This is a genomic window from Ruegeria atlantica (assembly GCF_001458195.1).
Classification (GTDB): domain Bacteria; phylum Pseudomonadota; class Alphaproteobacteria; order Rhodobacterales; family Rhodobacteraceae; genus Ruegeria; species Ruegeria atlantica.
This window is the reverse complement of the sequence record NZ_CYPU01000023.1, coordinates 110174-126706: the sequence shown is the minus strand read 5'-3', so window position 1 is coordinate 126706 and position 16533 is coordinate 110174. Positions and strand designations below refer to the sequence as shown.

16 protein-coding genes are annotated in these 16533 nt (G+C 58.9%); 8 read left to right on the top strand and 8 right to left on the bottom strand.

All coding sequences use genetic code 11. The features are described 5' to 3' along the window. Window positions 1-30 precede the first annotated feature (30 nt). Window positions 31-1830, bottom strand: a complete 1800-nt coding sequence (gene lepA / locus RUA4292_RS07320) for a translation elongation factor 4 (protein ID WP_058277001.1) — start codon at window positions 1828-1830, stop codon at window positions 31-33. A 163-nt stretch (window positions 1831-1993) separates the two neighbouring features. Here lepA and RUA4292_RS07315 point away from each other — a divergent pair, with 163 nt between their 5' ends. From RUA4292_RS07315 to RUA4292_RS07305, 3 genes are all read left to right on the top strand, one after another. Continuing rightward, complete coding sequence (locus RUA4292_RS07315) at window positions 1994-3094, top strand: Hint domain-containing protein (RefSeq protein ID WP_082637031.1); 1101 nt, start codon at window positions 1994-1996, stop codon at window positions 3092-3094. A gap of 2 nt (window positions 3095-3096) precedes the next feature. Continuing rightward, window positions 3097-3405: a hypothetical protein gene (locus RUA4292_RS07310; protein ID WP_058276999.1), complete on the top strand. Its 309-nt coding sequence runs from the start codon at window positions 3097-3099 to the stop codon at window positions 3403-3405. Window positions 3406-3468: 63 nt separating this feature from the next. Continuing rightward, the gene (locus RUA4292_RS07305; protein WP_058276998.1) at window positions 3469-4410 is read left to right on the top strand and encodes a LysR family transcriptional regulator; all 942 of its coding nucleotides are present in this window, start codon (window positions 3469-3471) and stop codon (window positions 4408-4410) included. On the opposite strand, the gene RUA4292_RS07300 is transcribed toward RUA4292_RS07305, so the two are convergent. Continuing rightward, on the bottom strand, window positions 4407-4850 hold the full coding sequence (locus RUA4292_RS07300) for a low molecular weight protein-tyrosine-phosphatase (RefSeq protein WP_058276997.1): 444 nt from the start codon (window positions 4848-4850) through the stop codon (window positions 4407-4409). The genes RUA4292_RS07305 and RUA4292_RS07300 overlap by 4 nt on opposite strands. Window positions 4851-4878: 28 nt before the next feature. Here RUA4292_RS07300 and RUA4292_RS07295 point away from each other — a divergent pair, with 28 nt between their 5' ends. Next, complete coding sequence (locus RUA4292_RS07295; RefSeq protein ID WP_058277115.1) at window positions 4879-5574, top strand: NAD-dependent deacylase; 696 nt, start codon at window positions 4879-4881, stop codon at window positions 5572-5574. Window positions 5575-5642: 68 nt separating this feature from the next. After that, window positions 5643-6251, top strand: coding sequence for an HdeD family acid-resistance protein (locus RUA4292_RS07290; RefSeq protein ID WP_058276996.1), 609 nt, complete (start codon window positions 5643-5645; stop codon window positions 6249-6251). 87 nt (window positions 6252-6338) lie between these two features. Here the strand turns inward: RUA4292_RS07290 and RUA4292_RS07285 are convergent, their stop codons facing one another. From RUA4292_RS07285 to meaB, 5 genes are all read right to left on the bottom strand, one after another. After that, entirely contained in the window at window positions 6339-6812 is a 474-nt protein-coding gene (locus RUA4292_RS07285; RefSeq protein WP_058276995.1) for a copper chaperone PCu(A)C, read from the bottom strand. Window positions 6813-6856: 44 nt separating this feature from the next. Further along, complete coding sequence (locus RUA4292_RS07280) at window positions 6857-7252, bottom strand: hypothetical protein (protein ID WP_233493378.1); 396 nt, start codon at window positions 7250-7252, stop codon at window positions 6857-6859. Between the two features lie 363 nt (window positions 7253-7615). After that, entirely contained in the window at window positions 7616-7903 is a 288-nt protein-coding gene (gene rpmB / locus RUA4292_RS07270; RefSeq protein WP_058272217.1) for a 50S ribosomal protein L28, read from the bottom strand. Between the two features lie 573 nt (window positions 7904-8476). After that, window positions 8477-9604 (bottom strand): Hint domain-containing protein, encoded by a 1128-nt coding sequence (locus RUA4292_RS07260; RefSeq protein ID WP_058276991.1) that lies wholly within the window; start codon window positions 9602-9604, stop codon window positions 8477-8479. Window positions 9605-9750: 146 nt separating this feature from the next. Continuing rightward, a complete protein-coding gene (meaB, locus tag RUA4292_RS07255; protein ID WP_058277114.1) occupies window positions 9751-10728 on the bottom strand; it encodes a methylmalonyl Co-A mutase-associated GTPase MeaB in 978 nt (325 codons plus the stop codon). Between the two features lie 225 nt (window positions 10729-10953). On the opposite strand from meaB, the gene hrpB reads away from it, so the two are divergent. From hrpB to RUA4292_RS07240, 3 genes are all read left to right on the top strand, one after another. Further along, window positions 10954-13389, top strand: coding sequence for an ATP-dependent helicase HrpB (gene hrpB / locus RUA4292_RS07250; RefSeq protein WP_058276990.1), 2436 nt, complete (start codon window positions 10954-10956; stop codon window positions 13387-13389). A 110-nt stretch (window positions 13390-13499) separates the two neighbouring features. Next, on the top strand, window positions 13500-13958 hold the full coding sequence (locus RUA4292_RS07245) for an NUDIX hydrolase (protein ID WP_058276989.1): 459 nt from the start codon (window positions 13500-13502) through the stop codon (window positions 13956-13958). 92 nt (window positions 13959-14050) lie between these two features. Further along, window positions 14051-15529: an inorganic phosphate transporter gene (locus RUA4292_RS07240; RefSeq protein WP_058276988.1), complete on the top strand. Its 1479-nt coding sequence runs from the start codon at window positions 14051-14053 to the stop codon at window positions 15527-15529. 11 nt (window positions 15530-15540) lie between these two features. On the opposite strand, the gene RUA4292_RS07235 is transcribed toward RUA4292_RS07240, so the two are convergent. After that, window positions 15541-16515, bottom strand: coding sequence for a 2-dehydropantoate 2-reductase (locus tag RUA4292_RS07235; RefSeq protein ID WP_058276987.1), 975 nt, complete (start codon window positions 16513-16515; stop codon window positions 15541-15543). Window positions 16516-16533 lie beyond the last annotated feature (18 nt).

The following is a 16533-nucleotide window of genomic DNA, read 5'->3' as shown; positions in this document are numbered from 1 at the left end:
GCAGGTTATTCACTTTCGAGTTGGACCACCTCAACTATCCATCTTCAACGCTGAAATAAACGCCTCCTGCGGGATATCCACCTTCCCGAACTGACGCATCTTCTTTTTACCCGCCTTCTGTTTGTCCAGCAGTTTGCGTTTCCGCGTGGCGTCGCCTCCGTAGCATTTGGCGGTCACGTCCTTGCGTAAGGCGGACAGGGTCTCGCGCGCGATGACCTTGCCGCCGATGGCCGCCTGGATCGGGATTTTAAACATGTGGCGCGGGATCAGGTCCTTGAGCTTTTCGCACATCGCCCGGCCCCGCATCTCGGCCCGGTCACGGTGAACCATGGTCGACAGCGCATCGACCGGTTCGTCATTCACCAGCACCGACATCTTGACCAGATTATCCTCGGTATAGCCGGTCATCTGGTAGTCGAACGAGGCATAGCCCTTGGTCACCGATTTCAGGCGGTCGTAGAAGTCAAAGACGACCTCGTTCAGCGGCAGGTCATAGACGACCATGGCGCGGGTGCCCGCATAGGTCAGGTCCATCTGGATGCCGCGGCGGTCCTGGCAGAGTTTCAGAACGTCGCCGAGGAATTCGTCCGGCACCAAGATGGTCGCCTTGATGCGCGGTTCCTCGATATGATCGACCTTGGACGGATCGGGCATGTCGGCGGGGTTGTGCAGCTCGATCATCTCGCCGTCTTTCATGTAGACGTGATAGATCACAGAGGGCGCGGTGGTGATCAGTTCGATATCATATTCGCGTTCGATGCGGTCGCGGATGACCTCAAGGTGCAAAAGGCCAAGGAAGCCGCAGCGGAAGCCAAAGCCAAGTGCGGCCGAGGTTTCCATTTCAAAGCTGAAGCTGGCGTCGTTCAGTGCCAGCTTGTCGATCGCATCGCGCAGGTCTTCGAATTCGGAACTGTCGACGGGGAACAGGCCACAAAACACCACCGGCTGCGCGGGTTTGAAGCCTGTCAGAGCCTCTTCGGTGCCGTTGCGGTCATTGGTGATGGTGTCACCGACGCGGGTATCGCGGACCTGTTTGATCGATGCGGTGAGAAAGCCAATCTCACCGGGGCCGAGGCTGTCGACCATCTCCATCTCAGGCCGGAAAACGCCGACGCGGTCGACATGGTGCAGGGTGTTGTTCGACATGAACTTGACCCGCATTCCCTTTTTCAGCGTGCCGTCCATGATGCGGACCAGCACGATGACGCCGAGATAGGCGTCGTACCAACTGTCGACCAGCATCGCCTTGAGCGGCGCGTCGAGCGTGCCTTTAGGCGCAGGCAGATGGGTGACGATGGACTCCAGTGTCTCGTGGATGCCCTGCCCGGTTTTGGCCGAAACCTGAATCGCCTCGGACGCGTCGATGCCGATCACATCCTCGATCTGTTCGGCGACCCGGTCACAGTCAGACGCCGGCAGGTCGATCTTGTTGAGCACCGGCACGATCTCATGATCTGCGTCAATGGCCTGATACACATTCGCCAGCGTCTGCGCCTCGACACCCTGCGTCGAGTCCACAACCAGCAGCGATCCTTCGACCGCGCGCATCGACCGCGAGACCTCATAGGCAAAGTCCACGTGGCCCGGGGTGTCGATCAGGTTCAGCACGTACTGCTCGCCGTTGTCAGCGGTATAGTCGATGCGGACCGTGTTGGCCTTGATGGTGATGCCGCGCTCGCGCTCGATATCCATGCTGTCGAGCAGCTGTTCCTTCATGTCACGATCCTTGACTGTCCCGGTCTCTTGGATGAGCCGGTCAGCAAGGGTGGATTTGCCATGGTCGATATGCGCGACGATGGAGAAATTGCGGATATGAGCGAGGTCTGTCATGGGTTGGGATATGTCCGGAGATTGGGGCCTCGTCAAGCCGTGAAGCGTTGCAGAAAAGGCTGCTATGGTGTCTTTCTGCTCTGACGCATTTACCCAAAATCAGCCAGTGGGTAGGATCGTGGCGCTGAATGGCCGGCGCACCAACAAGAAAGCAGAGTAGTCTTTGGCCAATTATTCGATATTCGTGCTGGGTGAAAGCCAGCTTTCCATCTCTGTTTCGCAGGGGTTGGATGGTTTGGACCAGGGTACAGGTATCCACCTTATCGGACAGACCATCACGATTGACACGCGAACCGCTACCGAGGTCTTCATTAGCTATGGTGGTAGTGACACGAATTTTGCCGACAATGACACCAATCAGCTCCTTGACGGTGATCAAACTATCGACGGCGTCAACTTCAACGACGGTACTCGGGTTGAGGCTGAATACGGCATTACGCTGACGGATGGTACAAACACGTGGCAGGCCATTGCGTTCAACGTAAACAACTCGTCCCCATCCTATGCGACGGTGGAGGGGATCGCCTTCATCGGTGGCCCGGGGGAGTTTCCCCCAGCAGGCGTTACACTGACGGTTGTTGACACCCAGGAAGGTCCAAGCTTTGCGGTTGCGGACTACGTCACGCCGATCTGTTATGGCAGTGGCACATTGATAGAAACCCAAAATGGCTATGCCCGTGTCGAAACATTGCGTCCGGGCGACAAGGTTTGGACGCAGGACAATGGCTATCAATCGGTGAAATGGGTCGGATCGCAGGATGTCATAGCTTCAGGACGTTTCAGGTTGGTCGAGGTTCCGGCCGGAATAATACTTAACTTCTCGCCACTAAAGGTTTCGCAACAGCACAGGTTGGTAATCGCGCATCCAGTAGCGGAACTGTTGTTCGCAGCACCCGAGGTGTTTGTGCCAGCGATCAGTTTCGTAGATGCAGGCGTTGCAACCCTATCCAACGAGAAAACCGCCCGCTATCACCACCTACTGCTGGACAACCACAGCATTATACGCGCCAATGGCGCCGCATCCGAGAGCCTTTTGTCAACGCCAACGACCCAATGTGATGACCCCGACAGATTGTTCTTTCGTGACCTCGCAGGGTGCGCGGCAGGTCCAATGGAAACTGCCCGACCGGCTTTGACCCGAACCGAGGCGGCGCTGTTGCTGCGAAACATCTTGGCCATTGATCACAATTCCAGTTTGATTCATACTCCGCCGCAGACCGAGAGGGGCATCAGACCCGTCCGGGCAGGCAAATACGAGGCATGAGCATGAAAAAGTTCCTCTTAATCGCATTCTGTGCCACGTCGATGGTGGCGGTAGCTCCGGTCGCAGACGCGGCGCAGATCAAACGGGCGTGTCTGGCGTCTGACCGGTCGGCGGCGACGCGGGATCGGTGCAGTTGCATTCAGCGGGTGGCCAATCAGGCGTTGACCCGCAGCGATCAGAAGACCGTTGCCAAGTGGTTCCGCGACCCGCATCAGGCGCAAGAGCTCAAGATGTCGAAGACCCAGCGCGACGATGCGCTGTGGGATCGGTATCGGAACTTTGGTCAGATGGCGCAGGCGATCTGCAACTAGGCTGATCAATCCTTGACCTGACCCGAACTGCGCCCCAGAAAGGCGCAGCGAAAGGGATATCTGATGGTTATGAAAGGGCTGACCCTGCGCGGTCTCGAAGTGTTCGAGGCATTGGCGCGGACCGGATCGGTGGCACAGGCCGCCGAGATCACGGGGCTCAGCCAGCCGTCAGTGTCCCAGCAGTTGCGCAATCTGGAAAAGGCAGTGGGCACCGATTTGGTGGATCACGCACGGCGCCCGATGCGCCTGACCCAGGCAGGGCGCAGCTTTCTGGCACGCGCGCAGGCGGTTCTGGCCGAACTGCAGATGGCCCAAAGCGAGCTGACCGTGATGGACTTGGGTCACCTTGCAACCCTGTCCATCGGCCTGATTGACGATTTCGACAATGACCTGACCCCGCGACTGGCCACTCTTTTGGCCGAAAGTCTGACGCGGTCAAAGTTCAAACTGATCACACTGCCCAGTCTTGACCTGTTCGAAGAACTTGAGGCGCAGCGCCTGCAGCTTGTGGTGTCAGCCCATAGCGGTGAGGTGCTGGAAGGCGTGGTCGAATACCCATTGGTTCGCGATCCCTTCATTCTGGTGACGCCCAAAGGGGCCGAAAACGCCATGCAGGATCTGCCCTTCCTACGCTATGCCCGCGAGCAGTTAATCAGCCGCCAGATTGAGGCCCATCTGGCGCGCCAGCAGTTGGAATTTGAAGAACGATTCGAAATCGGTTCACATCTGGCGCTGATGGCGATGGTCGCGCGCGGCCTCGGCTGGGCGATTACGACGCCGCTGGGCTATATGCGGGCGGCGAGATTCCATGACGGCCTTGAGGCGCACCCTGCCCCGATCGGGGACGTTTCGCGGACGATTTCCCTGTTCACCCGCGCCGACTGGTCAGGTCAGGTTCCGCAAGAGGTCGCAGGCATGATGCGCCGCCTAATGGGCAGCCAGATTGTTGACCCGGCCCTTGCGCAATTGCCATGGCTGAACACTCGCCTAAAGCTGATGAGCTAGCTGCGCAGGTGCGCGTCGAGACCTTCGACCGCTGCCTCGATTAGATCCAATGCTCCATCGAAGTCACGGGTATAGTATGGGTCCGGGACGTGGTCTGTGCCGATATGTGAAGCAAAATCCGTCAGCAGACGCACTGGGGTTTCGTTCCCGACTGGTCGCAGTGCCTCGATATTCGCGATGTTGTCGGCATCCATCCCGATGATCAGATCGAACCCATCGAAATCCGCAGCCGTGAATTGCCGCGCCCGTAAATCATCCAGTTTAATGCCGCGCGACTGAGCTGCCTTTTGCATCGGCCCATAAGGTGGTTCACCGATGTGCCAGCGCGACGTCCCGGCACTATCGGTAGTATGATGCGGCGCGCGGGTGCGAAAGACACCTTCGGCGGCGGGTGAACGGCAGATATTGCCCAAACAGACGAACAGGATACGGTGGGTCATGAACCACGGTGTAACGCGAAGGGCCAAGATGGAAAAGATCGTCATTCTGACAGGGGCCGGGATTTCCGCCGAAAGCGGGTTGGGCACGTTCCGTGACGAGGGCGGTTTGTGGGTTCAACACCGGATCGAAGACGTTGCCACGCCCGAGGGGTTCGCGCGTGATCCCGCGCTGGTGCACGGGTTTTATAATGCCCGCCGCGTACAGGCCGCCGAGGCGCAACCTAACGCGGCCCACGATGCACTTGCCCGACTACAGCGGGACTGGCCCGGCGAGGTTGTGATCGTCACACAAAACGTCGACAGCCTGCACGAGGCCGGTGGCGCGCAAGGCGTGATCCACATGCACGGAACGCTGGCCGGGGCGCTTTGCGCGGCCTGCGGCCACCGCTGGACGGCACCGCCCGAGATGGCCGTGGGCGAGCCCTGCCCTGCCTGCGCAGCCCCCACCGCACGCCCGGATGTGGTGTGGTTTGGTGAGATGCCTTATCACATGGACGCCATCTACGATCATCTGGCAGGCGCAAGCATATTCGCCGCCATTGGCACTTCGGGTCAGGTCTATCCCGCCGCGGCTTTCGTGCACGAGGCTATGATGTCCGGGGCAAGAACTGTCGAACTGAACCTCGAGCCGTCGACCGGCGCATCCAGTTTCGACGAAGTCATACTAGGCCCCGCAACAGAAACCATTCCGCGCTGGGTCGATCAGATCCTGAAATCGCAATAGGGCGAAATCCGCAGACAAGCGGCGAATTTCCTTGCTATACTAGTGCCCTAACAACCCGAGAGGTCCCCATGACAGACCCACAAAACCAACAAGGTGAAATCCTTGACGATGACAGACTCGATACGCGTGGCGCCCTTGGTGATCAGCTAACAGACCTGTGGTGGACATTCTTGCTGCGCGGAATCCTGGCCGGTGCGCTCGGGATCGCAGCGCTATTCTGGCCGACTGGCAGTATCTCGTTGCTGATCCGTCTGGTGGGCTTGCTGTTGGTCCTCGATGGAGGCCTGACGCTGCTGGGGTTTGGCCGGCGTGGCCTGATCGGCGGATTCGGTATTGGGGCGCTTTTGATCGGACTGATCCTGCTGATCTGGCCGGAAGGCGTCGCGCGCCTCGCGTTCTTCCTGCTGGGAGCCTGGGCTTTGATTGTCGGGATAGGCTCGCTGATGGCCTGGCGGCAATTGCCCGATGCTCATCCTGATGCATCCACCATGCGCAACTCCGGCATTGTCGCGCTGTTGATCGGCCTCGTTCTGTTGTTCTGGCCGGGCAGCGGCATGGTGGCACTTGGCTGGGCGATTGCCTTCTCGGCGCTGGCTGTTGCTGCAGTGATGCTCTGGCTGGCCATGCGCTTCAAACGTGCCCATGACCGCGTGGCGATGCGGGTGGTCAACCGCTGAACCTTTTCAACAACGACAACAGGCCGGGAAAATCCCGGCCTGACGCATAGATGACGGTCGCAGCGCGGCCCGAATTCAGGCGCAGCGCTAGTTCGAATGCGAACCGTGACCGCCGGTGTCCTTACGCTCCAAATCCACCGGAATTTCGATCTCGACTTCGCCTGCTGCCTCAAAGATCAGCGTAACGGGAACCATTGCATCCTGCTCAAACGGGGCTGTCAGGCCCATGAACATCACGTGGTCGCCGCTGCGCTTCAGCAAGTGCGTTTCACCAGCCGGGATGGAAATGCCTTCTTCGACATGGGTCATTTTGGCAACGCCATTTTCGTCGACAATATGTGTATGCAGCTCGACCCGGGCCGCAGCGTCCGATTCCACACCGATCAAACGATCATCGGTCGCGCCGGTGTTCTGGATCATCATGAAGGCTGCGCCAGCTTTGGCTGTTTTGCCAGATGAACGGGCATATGCGTCATCGACGGTGATCGTGTCCTGCGCAAAAGCAGCCGTAGCAAGGGTTGCGGCGGCAAGGGTGGTCAGCAGTCTGGATGTGAGTGACATAGCGCCTCTCCTGTAGTTTGGTGTTTGATAAGAATTTCTATGAATCAAACACTCGCAGGAGGCGCCCGAGCAGGCTGAGACGGTATAGGCAGAGCGATAAGATTCTCCGCCACTCGCGATGGCATGCGTCGATCGACTTCCGGGGCCACTGGTAGGGACGGTTCCGCAATGCTCACCGCGCCCAACAGGTTCAACGCATAATCCGGACAGAAATGCGGGGCCTTTGTTGGCTGCCCTTCGGCATCCATATAGACCACAACTGGTCCCGAGCCGGTGCACAACACCATATGTCCGACCGCCCGGTCCACACCTCGCGATGCAGCAATGCCCTGCCCGGTCAAAACGACCAGCAGCGACAGCACAAACGGCAGAACTTTGTTCAGAACGGGTTTCATCCTGTCCCCGATATAGGCCAGAGACAAAACGGGCTTCAAGCGCAATCAGACTCGCCTGAAGCCCAGGGCCGAGAGGACAATGTCAGCGGTCCAGTTCTGGACGCTTGACGGACCCTTTTGTCAGGCTTGTATGCAGCCGATTCACCCGACGCTGCATCCGCAGACATGCCCCAAACGTTTTGCCGAAAAAGCCGGCCAGGAGGGAGAAAGAAGGTAATGATTTGAACGACATGAGGTTGAACTCCGCCAGATGAATATGCCTAAACATAATACGGGTAGAGCAAACGGTATGTGAACAAATTCACCCAGTGCGGAAATTTATCTCCATTTTGAGAACAGCGCTCTGCGCAAAACAAAAAAGCCCTGCACCAAAAGGTACAGGGCCAGAATTCTTGTAGGAAAAAGGTCTTAGGCCGAAGCTTGCGCCTTGGCGATTTCCTTTTTCACTTTCAATGCGTTGTTGGACAGCTCATCGTCCTTGGCTTTCGCCAGGAACGCGTCCAGACCACCGCGGTGGTCCACCGAACGCAGGGCAGCCGCCGAGATGCGCAGCTTGACGCCACGTCCCAGCGTTTCCGACTGCAACGTAACATCGTTCAGGTTTGGCAGAAAACGACGACGAGTTCTGTTTTTGGCATGACTGACATTGTTGCCAGTCATCGGGCCTTTTCCGGTCAGTTCGCAACGGCGCGACATGGTTTCTTCCTTTGTTTCTGGAGGCCAGGCACTACACCCTCGGCCAAATCACAAGGGGCACAACCCGAAGTCGCGCCCGAAAACTGGTTGGATGCATTTAGTGGGAATCACAGACGGGGTCAAGCCATATGCCAAGGATTCACAGCACCAAGTTTTCATTTAGTTCTCTCAGCCGTTTCAGGGCGTGATTTTCCAATTCAGGACGACCTGTTTTTGCCGCTGCGGCCGCCAGACGCGCCCAGAAATGGGGGCTTTTCAGTCGTGCTGCACGATGCAATGCGCATATCCCGCCTGTATGAAAGTAGCAGCCGGCCGGGGTTCCGAAAACCGCCCCGGTTCAGAAACCCGGTGGCGAAAGGTGACATACAAGCGAGGCTGACCTGGATTGAAAAGCGTGGCACGCAGTCGATTTCCATCAAAATCCGATATTGCTGCATTATTCAACTGCCTTTTTTGGACCGGAGTTGCCTGCCTGATCGGGTAATCTCATTCAGTCACGTATTCAGGGCGGGTTCAACATGGCTGCTTTTTGGGGATTTTAACATCCGAGGGGCGTCCTCTAGGCGTCGCATCCTACAGCAGTGGTTTTTCATTCTTCAGATGCCGCGCCACGAGGCGCGCCTGTTGGGGGCCTTTGGGGATGTACCGGGCCGGGTTGGGGTTGTGGTTCATATCTGCCAATTCCGGAAAGATATCGAATATCTCACGCCGAGCTTCAAGGCTAAGGGCCTTGAGAGCCTCAGGCCCGGTAAACAGGCTTTCGCTTGGGGCATTTTCGGCAAAGATAACCTCGTGCCGGTCAAAAAGCAGGTGGTAATATTCGACACTTTCCACTGTATCATCGACGAATATGCCTGATAGTGTGGTCAGTTTTATCGCTGGAATCAGAACTTCGGGTTCGCCAAACATCCGTTCAGCGATTTTTGACTGCACCAGCATTCTGTGCTGCCGTGACACCAGCAGGTCTCGTTTGGGCAACCCATTGCCCAGCGCGCCTGCAAATATGCGGACGGGGCGACGTTTCGGATCGCCCGCCAATGCCACAAAGTCAAATTTACGACGCCCGATCCAGCGGATCGGTTGCATCCCGTTGCCCTGCGTTGGGATCATATCCCCCTGCCGAAGATCCTGAATAAGGACCGGACCACGTTGTGCCTGAATTACTGTATCGCGAGTAAAGCACAAAAAACCTGTGCCGGATTCAAACTCGCTATAGTTGACCACGATCCCCGAGGGCAATTCGAAACTGCCGCTGGACAGCGAATAGGATTGTCCGACAACAACGGTGAACGTACCGAAATTGTCGTCTGTTACAGTGGTGCCAACCGGAAGGTTCAGCGCGTCCTGCCCGCCGCCGCCCCGTACATCCCCGGCGACTTGGGTTCGGATAAAGTTCAGGGTGTCATTACCCTGCCCCAAACGGATATTGCCGACGCCAACGTCGAAAACCGAGACGGTATCCGCATCGCGGCCCGCATTGATCTGCCCATCGACCTGGGCGTTGAACACTGTGATTTCATCGTTTCCGGCGTTGCCGCGTACGCCTCCGGAAATAGTACTGCTTATAATCGTGATCTCATCGTCCCCGCCACGGGCGCGAATATCATCAATGGGTGTGCCCTGAGGCGTACCGTTCAGCGTACCTTCGTCGCCGGTGACTTCGATATCGTCGTCACCATTTGTCCCACGGATATTGGGCATGTACGGCTTTCTCCGACACGTTCATTTGTTGACTTGCGCACCATCGAGACTGTCGCCTTGCCCTCGAAATTGCACAATCAGAAATTGCATCCTTGCCCATAATACATGATTTTGGCGCACCCTCCACCACTGACACCAACAGGCGTCTAGTGTGTTGCCAAGATACTGAGCATTCGATCCGCAGCTGCCGTCGGGCTGAGATTGCCTGCGCCAACGGCGGCCCCAAGGCGATCCATTTCTGCGCGGGCGGTCGGCGTATCCAACCGCGATAGCAGCGCGTAACGCACCTCCTGATCGAACCAGAACCGCGCTTGCGCCGCGCGGTTGCCATCCCAATGGCCGCTTTCACGCCGCCAGCCTGACAGGGTGGTCATTTCGTCCCAGGCTTGGTCAAGTCCATGTTCCTCGACCGCGGAAACGGTCATCGCTTTGGGAAAACCTTCTGGGTCCTGCGGGCGCTTTCGCAGCAGGCGCAAAGCCCCCGCGTAATCGGCACAGGTGCGGGTGGCCGTGGCTTTCAAATCTCCATCCGCCTTGTTCACAAGGATCATATCGGCCATTTCCATGATGCCGCGTTTGACCCCCTGCAACTCATCCCCACCCGCAGGAGCGAGCAGCAGCAGAAACAGATCGGACATTTCAGAGACGACGGTCTCGGACTGCCCGACCCCTACAGTTTCAATCAGCACCACGTCGAATCCCGCCGCCTCGCACAGGGCAATCGCCTCACGTGTACGGCGAGCCACGCCGCCCAAATGGGATTGGCTGGGGGATGGGCGGATAAAGGCGTTCTTCTCGCGACTCAACCGCTCCATCCGGGTTTTGTCACCCAGAATAGATCCACCTGAACGGGTCGAGCTGGGGTCGACGGCCAGGACCGCAACGCGGAGGCCCTGCTCGATCAGCATCATGCCAAAGCTTTCGATAAAGGTGGATTTGCCCACCCCCGGAGTACCGGACAACCCAACGCGCAGGGATTGCCGCCCGGCTTTGGCCAAATGCGCCAGCAACTCAGACGCCTGCGCCCGATGATCGGCACGGCCACTTTCGACCAGAGTGATTGCCCGGGCCAGCGCACGCCGGTCTCCGTTCAAAATCTTATCACCTAGGCTGTCCATATCCATTCCGACCCCGATCTTTTGCGGCACGACTACTTGCCGCCCCGACGGGTGATTTGTCCAGACCGGACCGCAAAGGAAACCTGCCAGATACCTGCATTTCGCACGTATGTGTTGCTGTTGATCCTCTTTGACCGGACCGCCGTTGGCTCTATGCCGCAGTGGCACCACTATCGTCATTGAGAAACAGCGGAACTGGACGTTGCGCCGTGGTTGGCGGATAAAGCGCCAATGACAACACGCCTGCCCATCGATGACGCCATCCCCGAATTGCTTGACGCCCTGAAGGCCAATGGCCGGGCCGTTTTGCAAGCCCCTCCGGGCGCAGGCAAGACAACGCGGGCGCCTCTTGCGATGCTCGAGGCCGGGTTGCGCGACGGCAAGATCATAATGCTCGAACCCCGTAGGCTTGCCGCGCGTGCCGCCGCAGAGCGGATGGCTGAAACACTGGGACAACGTGCAGGCGAAACCGTCGGTTACCGCGTGCGGGGCGATGCGAAAACCTCAAAAACAACCCGCATCGAAGTGGTGACCGAAGGCATTCTGACCCGAATGCTGCAATCTGAACCGGATCTGCCCGGCGTCGGCGCGGTGATTTTTGACGAGTTCCACGAACGATCTTTGAACGCTGACCTCGGGCTTGCCCTGTGCCTTGAGGTTACGGGCGCACTACGCGACGACCTGATCCTGCTGGCGATGTCCGCAACCCTGGACGCCGAACCCGTCGGCCAACTGATGGACGCGCCGGTGGTGACATCCGAAGGGCGCAGTTACCCGGTTGAAACACGTTGGCTGGACCGGCCATTGGGTGCGCAGGCACGACGCCTGGATGCACTAATAGATCTGGTCGCCAAGGCCGAGCGTGAAACCGAGGGCGGCATGCTCGTGTTCCTGCCCGGCGAGGGCGAAATCCGCAGGGCCGAGGCCGCGCTATCCAAACGGTTACCTGGCGATTGCGCAATTAAACCTCTGTTCGGCGCAATGCCCTTTGCCGCCCAGCGCGCAGCGATCTCGCCAGCCGAGACAGGGCGCAAGGTCGTGCTCTCGACGTCAATCGCCGAGACCTCGCTGACCATTCCCGACATCCGCGTGGTTGTGGATATGGGTCAAGCGCGCCGGGGGCAGTTCGACCCGGGCTCTGGCATGTCGCGGCTGATCACGGAACGGGTGACGCGGGCCGAAGCAACCCAACGCGCAGGTCGTGCTGGGCGCGTGGCCGAGGGCGTGTGTTACCGGCTTTGGTCCAAAGGTGAAGAAGGTGCGCTGGCCGCCTACCCCCCTGCCGAAATCGAAGCCGCCGACCTAACGGGCCTTGCGCTGGAACTGGCGCTTTGGGGGGCCGAACCAGATGACCTCGCCTTCCTGACGCCGCCACCCGAAGGAACGATGGCCGAGGCCCGCACATTGTTGAACATGCTGGGTGCCTTGGATGCCAAAGGGCGGATCACCGACCACGGACGGGCCTTGGCTGCGCTGCCCCTGCATCCTCGGCTGGGGCATATGCTGGTGACTGCCGGGGCGAGTGCCGCTTCGTTGGCTGCGCTGATGGCAGAACGCGATCCACTGAAAGGTGCCCCGGTAGATCTGCTGCTGCGACTCGAGGCATTGCGCGATACCCGCGCCTTTCAACGCAACCGGGTGTGGCAGATCAACATGGGCGCGTTGGAACGGATCAAAGCCGAGAGCAAGCGGCTGAAGACTCGAAGCAGCAAGACAGACCTGAGCCCAGCCGCGATGGCCGCATTGGCCTATCCCGATCGCATTGGGCAACGCCGCAAAGGCGATGTGCCGCGTTACGTTCTGTCCGGCGGCAAGGGCGTCGTGCTGGACAACGGTGACACATTGGCGGCCGCGCCCTATCTTGTGGTGACAGATACGGACGGAAACCCGCGCGAGGCCAAGGTGCGCATGGCCGCACAAATCTCAGAGCGTGAAATCCGGGACCTGTTCGCGGATCAGATCGAATGGGTAGACAGCTGCGCGTGGTCGAAACGCGAACGCCGAGTCATTGCGCGCACGCAGGAACGCCTTGGCGCGATCACTCTGGATGACCGTATCTGGAAGGACGCGCCGGACGAGGCCATCGCCCGCGCCATGCTGGACGGAGTGCGTGATCTGGGATTGCGGCTGGACGGGGCCGCGGCACGATTGGCGGCACGGGTGGAACTGGTACGCGCCGAAGGGATCGACCTGCCGGACTTTTCATTGGGCGGGCTGATGGCCGCTCTGGACGACTGGCTGCTACCCATGCTGTCAGGTCAGCGCAGTGCAGACGACTGGAAAAAGTTCGACCTGCTGCCCGCTCTGCGCGCCCGGCTGGACTGGTCCCAAACGCAGGAGCTGGACCGCCGCGCGCCGGGATCATTTGAAACACCACTGGGCCGCAATGTGCCGATTGATTATGGCGGATCGGTGCCCGAGATTTCGGTCCGCCTGCAGGAACTGTTCGGTGTCACCCGGCATCCGGTTATCGGGGGCGAGGCACTCAAGATCACTCTGCTGTCCCCTGCGCGGCGACCAATCCAGATCACGCGCGATCTGCCGGGATTTTGGGCTGGATCTTACGCCGATGTGCGCAAGGACATGCGCGCGCAATATCCCAAACACCCCTGGCCCGAGGATCCGACGCAGGCCGATCCAACCTTGCGGGCCAAGCGGCGGACCTGACGTTCGTTTGCTTCAGAAAATGCGTTCGCTCAATAGATGCATTGAAGACCCGGTTTATAGTTGTTATGTCACTTTTCCTTGAACCTAAGAAAAGTACTGGCACTTAATCGATGGCATCTTGGCTGAACAATATCTGGGAAGAAGTTGGCAAACCCTTCTTCCAACGCCCACACAGGGTACAGTTTGCAGCCTTGTGCGTGCGCGGAACTGGCGACGACAGAAAAGTTCTATTGATCACCAGCCGTGGCACAGGTCGCTGGGTCATCCCAAAGGGATGGCCGATTGACGGCATGGACGGGGCCGAGACTGCCAAAGAAGAAGCATGGGAAGAAGCCGGCGTAAAAGTGAAACACCTAGGCCGCAAGGCGGTGGGCCATTTCACCTATGACAAGATCCTGGATGACGGAACGGCCCAACCCGTGCGCACCAATGTGTATCGCATAGATGTCAAAGATCTGGCCGAGGAATTCCCCGAGGTCAGCGAACGTGAACGGCGCTGGTTCTCGCCGAAAGAGGCCGCAGAGCTGGTGCAAGAGCCGGAACTGCGCGAAATGCTGCGGCAAATGTAACGCTTTCGCAACAAACTTCTGTGAGGCCGGTTGCCACAAGACCGGGCAACCGTTAACCGCGCCGGTTAAACCGTATCACCCACAGAAAACCGATGTCGAACACCAACAATAAAAACCGCTGGCAAGCCCTGGACAGCGATCTGCACCGAATTTCCCGCCTTGAGCATGCGAACGTGCACGTGGCGCGGCCGCTGCTTGCGCCGGGCATCGCGCTGGCCTTCATAGTCATTGCCGGATTGATTGCTGCGATACTATTCGGTCGGGCAGACGGCGGGCTGATCGTCATCGCGGCTGCCGGTTTTGGGGCCTATATGGCGATCAACATCGGCGCTAACGACGTAGCCAACAACATGGGCCCTGCGGTTGGTGCCAACGCCCTGACCATGGGTGGGGCAATCGCCATCGCGGCCGTCGCGGAAAGCGCGGGGGCTCTGCTGGCGGGCGGCGACGTCGTCTCGACCATCTCTAAGGGCATTATCGACCCAGCTTCGGTCCAGAACAGCAATGTCTTTATCTGGGCGATGATGGCAGCACTGATATCGTCGGCGCTGTGGGTCAACTTAGCCACATGGGTCGGCGCGCCTGTTTCCACCACGCACTCGGTCGTGGGCGGGGTGATGGGCGCTGGAATTGCTGCAGCAGGTCTCAGCGCAGTTAGCTGGGGCACGATGAGCGCGATTGCCGCCAGTTGGGTGATCTCTCCGGTTCTGGGCGGCGCGATTGCTGCGGGATTTCTGGCGCTGATCAAGGCGAAAATCCAGTATCAGGACGACAAGATCGCGGCGGCCCGTCGCTGGGTGCCTATTCTGGTGGCTGTGATGGCTGGCGCATTTGCCACCTATCTCTCTGTCAAAGGCCTGAAGCGGATCGTGAAAATCGATCTGGAAATCGCGCTACTGATCGGTCTGACCTCGGGCATTCTGGCTTGGGCCATGACTGTTCCTTGGGTACGACGTAAATCCGAAGGGCTGGAAAACCGCACCAAATCTCTGAAAGTTCTGTTTGGGTTGCCTCTGGTCATCTCGGCCGGGTTTCTGAGCTTTGCACATGGTGCCAACGACGTCGCCAATGCTGTCGGCCCGCTGGCCGCAATCGTGCACGCCGCTGAATTTGGCGACTTTGCCTCGAAAGTCACGATACCGACATGGGTAATGGTGATCGGGGCCTTTGGGATTTCGTTCGGCCTGTTCCTGTTTGGCCCCAAGCTGATCCGGATGGTGGGTAGCCAGATCACCAAACTGAACCCGATGCGCGCCTTCTGCGTCGCTTTGTCGGCGGCGATCACAGTGATCGTTGCAAGCTGGCTTGGGTTGCCGGTCAGTTCGACCCACATCGCGGTAGGAGCGGTGTTCGGCGTCGGGTTTTACCGTGAATGGAATCAGGATCGCCGACGCAAGCAAAGTAATGATCGCCGTCCGCCCGAGTTGCGGCTGGCCCGTGAAGAGCAGCGGCGGCGCAAGTTGGTGCGGCGGTCGCATTTCATGACCATTATTGCCGCTTGGGTGATTACCGTCCCGGCCGCGGCTGCAATGTCAGCCGTTATCTTCTGGATACTGACCGCATTCACCTGAATGTGGTCAGATCACGGGATGATCTGATCCGGTGACAGACTTACATCCGGCTTCTGTTCGATCAGAGCCTGTACCCTTGCGCAAATCGGTGCAGGCCGCCCATATTGCTTGCCCAGTCGGACAATCTCACCTTGCAGACTGTCGATTTCCGTCACGCGCCCCGCCATAAGATCATAGGCCATTGACGTGCGCGCGCTTGGGTCGATGGTCAGCATGCGCGCGGCAATCCGGGTGAACAATGGCGTTGGCAGACGCAGGATATGCGGCGTCATCCAGGCAGGCAAAGGTGTGGTTGAAGCAACAGGGTGGCGTGCGGCCTGAAGTACCCTCAAAGCCTCAGCCATCTGGTCGGCCATCAGGCTTCGCCACTTACGGTCCAGCAATTGATTTTTCAACGTCAGCCCCGACAACGCGTTGAGTGCGTTGTTCAGGTTGATCACCAGCTTACCCCATTGCACAGCTTCAATCTCATCGCTTTCGGTCACCAGCAGGTTAGGTGAGCTAAGTGCCTGCTCCAAACGGCCCGGGCCGGACTGGATCACGATATCGCCGGAGGTGGCGCGGTGAAAGCTGGCGGGTTGAGGCGGCACGACGTTGAAGGGCACCATTCCCGCGCGAACGTCGTGATCCGGAAGCGCCGCCCGCAGCACCCGGGCGTTTTCCATCCCGTTCTGCCAGGACAACACCGGCGCAGAGGCCGGGGCGAACCGCGCGATCTGTTCTGCCATATCCGCCGTGGCCGCGGCCTTGACGGCCACGATCACCAACTCTGCGTCTTTCAGGCAATCCGGGGTTTCGGACATCGTCAGCGTCTCGGCCGCCACATGAAGGTGCAGGCCGGAAAAATCAGTGACGGTCAGGCCCTCCTCACGGATTGGGTCCAGAATGCGTGGGCGACCCAACAGCGTGACCGAGTGACCGGCATCAGCCAAAAAGGCTCCGCAATAACATCCAATGCTGCCCGCGCCTGCGATTATGATCTTCATGGCAACCCTCCCGTTGAG

Bases quoted from the DNA above. Each gene is read 5' to 3' on its own strand.
- RUA4292_RS07295 (WP_058277115.1), top strand. From the start codon at position 4,879: ATGGAAAAGATCGTCATTCTGACAGGGGCCGGGATTTCCGCCGAAAGC.
- RUA4292_RS07305 (WP_058276998.1), top strand. From the start codon at position 3,469: ATGGTTATGAAAGGGCTGACCCTGCGCGGTCTCGAAGTGTTCGAGGCA.
- hrpB (WP_058276990.1), top strand. From the start codon at position 10,954: ATGACAACACGCCTGCCCATCGATGACGCCATCCCCGAATTGCTTGAC.
- RUA4292_RS07245 (WP_058276989.1), top strand. From the start codon at position 13,500: ATGGCATCTTGGCTGAACAATATCTGGGAAGAAGTTGGCAAACCCTTC.
- lepA (WP_058277001.1), bottom strand. From the start codon at position 1,830: ATGACAGACCTCGCTCATATCCGCAATTTCTCCATCGTCGCGCATATC.
- RUA4292_RS07300 (WP_058276997.1), bottom strand. From the start codon at position 4,850: ATGACCCACCGTATCCTGTTCGTCTGTTTGGGCAATATCTGCCGTTCA.
- RUA4292_RS07285 (WP_058276995.1), bottom strand. From the start codon at position 6,812: ATGTCACTCACATCCAGACTGCTGACCACCCTTGCCGCCGCAACCCTT.
- rpmB (WP_058272217.1), bottom strand. From the start codon at position 7,903: ATGTCGCGCCGTTGCGAACTGACCGGAAAAGGCCCGATGACTGGCAAC.
- RUA4292_RS07235 (WP_058276987.1), bottom strand. From the start codon at position 16,515: ATGAAGATCATAATCGCAGGCGCGGGCAGCATTGGATGTTATTGCGGA.
- RUA4292_RS07310 (WP_058276999.1), top strand. From the start codon at position 3,097: ATGAAAAAGTTCCTCTTAATCGCATTCTGTGCCACGTCGATGGTGGCG.
- meaB (WP_058277114.1), bottom strand. From the start codon at position 10,728: ATGGATATGGACAGCCTAGGTGATAAGATTTTGAACGGAGACCGGCGT.
- RUA4292_RS07290 (WP_058276996.1), top strand. From the start codon at position 5,643: ATGACAGACCCACAAAACCAACAAGGTGAAATCCTTGACGATGACAGA.
- RUA4292_RS07240 (WP_058276988.1), top strand. From the start codon at position 14,051: ATGTCGAACACCAACAATAAAAACCGCTGGCAAGCCCTGGACAGCGAT.
- RUA4292_RS07260 (WP_058276991.1), bottom strand. From the start codon at position 9,604: ATGCCCAATATCCGTGGGACAAATGGTGACGACGATATCGAAGTCACC.